At 62.2% G+C, this 6,402-nt stretch carries 5 protein-coding genes and 1 pseudogene; 4 read left to right on the forward strand and 2 right to left on the reverse strand.

All coding sequences use genetic code 11. The annotated features are described in order from the left end of the window. Window positions 1-129: pseudogene (locus VIE67_RS07035) on the forward strand (IS30 family transposase); the annotation flags it as partial. A 49-nt stretch (window positions 130-178) separates the two neighbouring features. Here VIE67_RS07035 and VIE67_RS07040 read toward each other — a convergent pair. Together VIE67_RS07040 and VIE67_RS07045 are read right to left on the reverse strand one after the other, a co-directional pair. Continuing rightward, window positions 179-628: a CocE/NonD family hydrolase gene (locus VIE67_RS07040; protein ID WP_332024654.1), complete on the reverse strand. Its 450-nt coding sequence runs from the start codon at window positions 626-628 to the stop codon at window positions 179-181. 64 nt (window positions 629-692) lie between these two features. Then, a complete protein-coding gene (locus tag VIE67_RS07045) occupies window positions 693-1,409 on the reverse strand; it encodes a 2OG-Fe(II) oxygenase family protein (RefSeq protein ID WP_332024656.1) in 717 nt (238 codons plus the stop codon). A gap of 207 nt (window positions 1,410-1,616) precedes the next feature. On the opposite strand from VIE67_RS07045, the gene carA reads away from it, so the two are divergent. The 3 genes from carA to carB all read left to right on the forward strand — a co-directional run. Beyond that, on the forward strand, window positions 1,617-2,771 hold the full coding sequence (gene carA, locus VIE67_RS07050; protein WP_332024657.1) for a glutamine-hydrolyzing carbamoyl-phosphate synthase small subunit: 1,155 nt from the start codon (window positions 1,617-1,619) through the stop codon (window positions 2,769-2,771). Next, window positions 2,768-3,172 (forward strand): four helix bundle protein, encoded by a 405-nt coding sequence (locus VIE67_RS07055; protein ID WP_332024658.1) that lies wholly within the window; start codon window positions 2,768-2,770, stop codon window positions 3,170-3,172. Before carA ends, VIE67_RS07055 begins: the two co-directional genes overlap by 4 nt. Then, window positions 3,172-6,402, forward strand: a 3,231-nt coding sequence (gene carB / locus VIE67_RS07060) for a carbamoyl-phosphate synthase large subunit (RefSeq protein ID WP_332024660.1), incomplete at its 3' end; no start/stop codon positions are given. The genes VIE67_RS07055 and carB, both read left to right, overlap by 1 nt.

Below are 6,402 nucleotides of genomic sequence, written 5' to 3' on the forward strand. Positions count from 1 at the left end.
GACCTATCCACCTTCTCGCAAGCGAAGCTCAATGCCGTAGCGAGACGATTGAACGAACGTCCCAGAAAAACGCTACGCTACGAAACACCCGCCGAACGATATCGGCAAACTGTTGCATTGACCGGTTGAATCCGCAGGCGATGCCGGACAGGTGCGGCGGACGCTGGGCGGCAGTGCGTCATTGCGTCATGCCGACGAACGAGCCGCCATACATGAAGACGTGCCCATCGCTCCACGGCTGCTTGGCGATCCACTCGACGAGGTCGTAACCGTCGCGCCCGACCTGCAGTCCGAGGTCGTCGCTTTTCTCGCCGCCAGAACGCCCGCGGCCGCGCACTTCGGCTTGCACGAAGACGAAGCCACGCTTGGCCAGAGCGACGGACTCCTGACGCCGGCCGCTATCGATGTCGTATTGGGTCAGTTCCAGCACTGCCGGTAGCTTGCCCGCGAGGTGCGACGGCTTGGTGATCCATGCCTCAAGCGCGATGCCATCGCGCGTCGGGATCATCCGGCTCATCTCAATGTCGTAGCCGGGGCCGACTCCCTGCGTCGTCGGACTTTGCATCGTCGGAACGGGTGCCGCGGCGCGGTCGACGCCTGACAGGGCGAACAGAAGGAAAGCCGTCAAAAAAGCGCTACCTGACATCCGAACAGCTCCTCGTCGATTCGCGGTCGCCAGTCGCGGCGAAACATCAATCCTTGTGCGCGGCGTTCTTGTCGCGACCGGCACCGAGCTTGCGGTCGAGCCCGCCGAACAGTTTCTTGAGCAGGCGCGACAATTTTCCGCGCTGGGTCTTGCGCAGTTTTTCGTCCTCGCTGGTGAGCCAGGCAACCTGGATCACGCGGCGTTCGCCCTCGTAAGGCAGATGGCCGTGAAATGAATTGTCGGCGCGCTTGAACACGACGAAGTTGCCGTACAGCGGTTTGATTTCCGGTGCGACGAGATCGTCGACATTGTCGACGCGGTTGAGGAAACGGAAGCAGCCATCGCTGGTATCCGGCCAGGACTCGTTCAAATACAGCAATGCGGTCGCTACCTTGGATTTGCTGTCGGTATGGATCGTGCCATGCCGCTTGTTCAACGCGCGGCACAAGGTGACCAGGGTCGGATATTGACCGAGGCGCTCGATACCGAGTTTCGCGCCGACCGCGCTGGCGACGGCCGGATCGATCAATTCGCCGATCAGCCGATTGACGCTAGTGCCGCAATCCTTTTCCTCGTAAGGGAAAAAGCCGGCGCTGGGGTATTTTGGAAAGTCGCGTGCGAGTTCGCCTGCGGCGCTTGCGGGTAGCTGCTCGCGCGCGATCAGAAAGCGGAACGGCGTATCGCGCAGCACGCTGTCGCTGCGATCCAGACGCGCGGGATCGAACAGGATGGGGGCTTCGGCGGCGGACATCGCAGCGGACATCGATCGAACTCGCAATACGGCCTGCGGATTCTAGCGCTGCGCGGGTAAAGTTTCCCCCGTTCCGACGGCTCGCGATGGACACCGCAGGGTACCGACCAGTATCATTCGTACTCGCCCGTAACCTTCAACCCCACGGACTGGTTTGCACCGGCCCGCGGGTTGGCTTGTATCCGAAGGTTGCGTTTCACCCCCGCTCAAGGCGACGCAATGATTCCGGCACTACTCGCACTCCAAGATGGCAGCCTGTTCCGCGGAAATTCGATCGGCGCGGAAGGCGAAACCGTTGGCGAGGTGGTGTTCAATACCGCGATCACCGGCTATCAGGAAATCCTGACCGATCCCTCCTACGCGCGCCAGATCGTCACCCTGACTTACCCGCATATCGGCAACACCGGCGTGAACGCGGTCGACGAGGAGTCGGCGCACGTGCATGCGGCCGGCTTGATCATCCGTGACCTGCCGCGTCTGGCGAGCAGCTGGCGCCTGCAGGAAACGCTCGACGTCTATCTGCGCCGCCACGGCATCGTCGCGATCGCGGACATCGACACGCGCCGCCTGACGCGCCTGCTGCGCGACAAGGGTGCGCAGAACGGTTGCATCGTCACTGGCGCGGCGGCATCCGAAATGCATGCGCACGCGAAAGCGCGCGCATTCCCCGGGCTCGAGGGCATGGATCTGGCGAAAGTCGTCAGCACGGCACAGAGCTATCGTTTCAACGCGGGCAGCTACGATCTGGATCGCACCGAATTCGCGTCGGTGCCGGCGCGTCACCGTGTCGTTGCCTACGACTTCGGCGTCAAGCGCAATATCCTGCGCATGCTCGTCGACCGCGGCTGCGAGATCACCGTGGTGCCGGCGCAAACATCGGCCGCCGAAGCGCTCGCGCTCAAACCCGACGGCGTGTTTCTCTCGAACGGCCCGGGCGATCCCGAGCCCTGCGACTACGCGATCGCAGCCACGCGCGAATTCATCCAGCGCCGCATTCCGCTGTTCGGCATCTGTCTCGGTCAGCAGATCATGGGCCTGGCGATCGGTGCGAAAACACTCAAGATGAAGTTCGGCCATCACGGCGCGAATCACCCGGTCAAGGATCACGACGACGGCCGCGTGCTCGTCACCTCGCAGAATCACGGCTTCGCGGTTGATCCGGCGACGCTGCCAGCGAACACGCGCGTGACCCATACCTCGTTGTTCGACGGCTCGCTACAGGGCTTCGCGCTTACCGATGCACCGGCGTTTTGTTTCCAGGGTCACCCCGAAGCCAGCCCGGGCCCGCACGATATCGGCTATTTGTTCGACCGCTTCGTGCTGCTGATTCGGGACTCGGGGCTCGGGGCTCGGGATTCGGAGAAAGCCGCGTGAGCGCACGGCATTTCAAAGAACTCGAAGTCTGGCAATTGGCCATGATCTTGACCAAGAAGATTTACGAGTTGACTTCGGGTTTCCCGCGCGAAGAACGTTACGGGTTGAGCTCGCAATTGCAGCGAGCAGCTGTGTCGATTCCATCAAACATCGCGGAAAGTAACGCGCGTACTTCGACGAAGGATTACGCGCGCTTCGTATCCATAGCCCTGGGTTCGTCCGCCGAATTGGAAACCCAACTCTTGCTGTCCAAAGAACTGAATCTTGGAGACGATGGTCTGCGTGATGAAGCGCTCCTGTTCTGCGAACGATCTGGACAGATGCTGTCGCGTTTGCATCAAGCATTGACGCACAAGCTCGAATCCGATCCCCGAGTCCCGAGCCCCGAGTCCCGAATCTAATGCCAAAACGCACCGACATAAAATCGATTCTGATCATCGGCGCCGGCCCGATCGTGATCGGCCAGGCTTGCGAGTTCGATTACTCGGGTGCGCAGGCGTGCAAGGCACTCAAGGCCGAAGGCTATCGGGTGGTGCTGGTCAACTCGAATCCGGCGACGATCATGACCGACCCGGAAACTGCGGACGCGGTCTATATCGAGCCGATCAATCGCGCCACGGTGGAGAAGATCATCGCCAAGGAGCGGCCCGATGCGCTGCTGCCGACCATGGGCGGGCAGACCGCGCTGAACTGTGCGCTGGATCTGGCCGATTGTGGAATTCTGGAAAAGTATAACGTCGAACTGATCGGCGCCTCGCGCGAGGCGATTCGCATGGCCGAGGATCGCGAACTGTTCCGCCGCGCGATGATCGAGATCGGCCTCGATTGCCCCAAGGCCGAAGTCGCGAAAACGCTGGAGCAGGCGCTGGAAGTGCAGACCAAGGTCGGCTTTCCGACAATTATCCGGCCGAGTTTCACGCTTGGCGGCTCGGGCGGCGGCATCGCCTACAACCGCGAGGAATTCATCGAGATCATTGCGCGCGGCCTGGAACTTTCGCCGGTGCACGAAGTGCTGGTCGAAGAGTCCGTGCTCGGCTGGAAAGAGTTCGAGATGGAAGTCGTGCGCGACAAGGCCGACAACTGCATCATCGTCTGCTCGATCGAGAATTTCGATCCGATGGGCGTGCACACGGGCGACTCGATCACGGTCGCGCCAGCGCAGACGTTGACCGACAAGGAATACCAGCGCCTGCGCGATGCGTCGATCGCGGTGCTGCGCAAGATCGGTGTGGATACCGGCGGGTCCAACGTGCAGTTCGGCATCAACGCCGAGAACGGCCGCGTCGTCGTGATCGAAATGAACCCGCGCGTGTCGCGCTCCAGCGCGCTCGCGTCCAAGGCGACCGGGTTTCCGATCGCCAAGATCGCGGCCAAGCTCGCGGTCGGCTATACGCTGGACGAGTTGCGCAACGAAATAACCGGCGGCGCCACACCGGCCTCGTTCGAGCCGACGATCGACTACGTCGTCACCAAGATTCCGCGTTTCGCATTCGAGAAATTCCCCGCCGCCGATGCACGCCTGACCACGCAGATGAAATCGGTCGGCGAGGTGATGGCGATCGGGCGCAATTTCCAGGAGTCGTTGCAGAAAGCTCTGCGCGGACTGGAAACCGGCAAGGACGGCTTGAATCCGACCGCGCTCGATTTTGCCGACGAAGACGCTCTCTCAACGCTCAAGCGCGAACTGCGCGAGCCCAAGCCCGACCGCATTTTCTATGTCGCCGATGCGTTCCGCGCGGGCTTGTCGCTCGAAGAGATTTTTGCGCTGACTCGCATCGACCGCTGGTTCCTCGACCAGATCGGCGAACTGATCGAAATCGAAACGGCAGTAAAGACGTCCGGACTGAACGGCATCGACACGGCGCGCATGCGCGCGCTCAAGCGCAAGGGTTTTTCCGATGCGCGCCTGGCAAGCCTGCTCGGCACCGACGAGGGCGCGGTGCGCACGCTGCGCCGCGCGTTCGGCGTGCATCCGGTGTACAAGCGCGTGGATTCCTGCGCGGCCGAATTTGCCACGACGACGGCGTATCTGTATTCGACCTATGAGGAAGAATGCGAGGCCGAACCGACCACGCGCGACAAGATCATGGTGCTCGGCGGCGGCCCGAACCGCATCGGCCAGGGCATCGAGTTTGACTATTGCTGCGTGCACGCGGCGCTCGCACTGCGCGAAGATGGTTACGAGACCATCATGGTCAACTGCAATCCGGAAACCGTGTCGACCGACTATGACACGTCGGATCGCCTCTACTTCGAACCACTCACGCTCGAAGACGTGCTCGAAATCATCGACAAGGAAAAGCCCAAGGGCGTGATCGTGCAGTACGGCGGGCAGACGCCGCTCAAGCTCGCGCGTGCGCTGGAAGCAAATGGCGCGCCGATCATCGGGACCTCGCCCGATTCGATCGATCTGGCCGAAGACCGCGAGCGCTTTCAGAAAATGGTCGCCAAGCTCGGTCTCACGCAGCCGCCGAACCGCACGGCGCGCACGCCTGACGAAGCGCTCGCGCACGCACGGGCGATCGGCTATCCGCTGGTCGTGCGGCCAAGCTACGTGCTCGGCGGGCGCGCGATGGAAGTCGTGCATTCCGACGCCGACCTCAAGCGCTACATCACCGATGCGGTGCGCGTGTCGAACGACTCGCCGGTGCTGCTCGACCGCTTCCTCGACAACGCGGTCGAGGTCGACGTCGATATCGTGGCGGACAAGGGCGGCAACGTGCTGATCGGTGGCATCATGGAACATATCGAGGAGGCTGGCGTGCATTCCGGCGATTCGTCGTGTTCGCTGCCGCCGTATTCGCTGCCGGCGAAAGTGCAGGACGAGTTGCGCGTGCAGGTGACGCAGATGGCGCGCGAACTGCGGGTCGTGGGCTTGATGAACACGCAGTTCGCGATCCAGACCGACGAAAACGGTGATGCGACGATCTTCATCCTCGAAGTCAATCCGCGCGCGTCGCGCACCGTACCCTTCGTGTCCAAGGCGACCGGCGTCGCGCTGGCCAAGATCGCCGCGCGCTGCATGGTGGGCAAGAGCCTGGCCGAACAAGGCGCCACGCGCGAGATCGTGCCGAAGTATTACTCGGTCAAGGAAGCGATTTTTCCCTTCCTCAAGTTCCAGAACGTCGATCCGATCCTCGGTCCCGAGATGCGCTCGACCGGCGAAGTCATGGGCGTCGGCCGCAGTTTCGGCGCCGCGTTCGCGCGCGCACACGAGGCGGCGAATATCTCCGCGCCAAAGATCGGCAAGGTATTCCTCTCGGTGCGCGACGCCGACAAGCCACGCGTGCTGCTGGTTGCGCAGGACCTGATCAAGCGCGGCTACAATCTTGTGGCAACTTCCGGCACCTGCACGTATCTCAGCGCGCACGGTATCGCCTGCGCACGCATCAACAAGGTGGCCGAAGGTCGGCCGCATATCGTCGATCTGGTCAAGAACGGCGAGATCGTGTTCATCGTCAATACCACCGAAGGCCGGCAGGCGATCGCCGATTCGTTCTCGATCCGGCGCGAAGCGCTGCAGCAGCGCATTACCTATTCGACCACCGTTGCCGGCGCGCGCGCGCTCGTCCATTCGCTCGATTTTCGCAGCGGTGGCGAGGTCAACAGCCTGCAGGAACTGCACAAGGAA

The sequence above is a fragment of the Rudaea sp. genome (assembly GCF_036560865.1).
GTDB lineage: Bacteria > Pseudomonadota > Gammaproteobacteria > Xanthomonadales > Rhodanobacteraceae > Rudaea.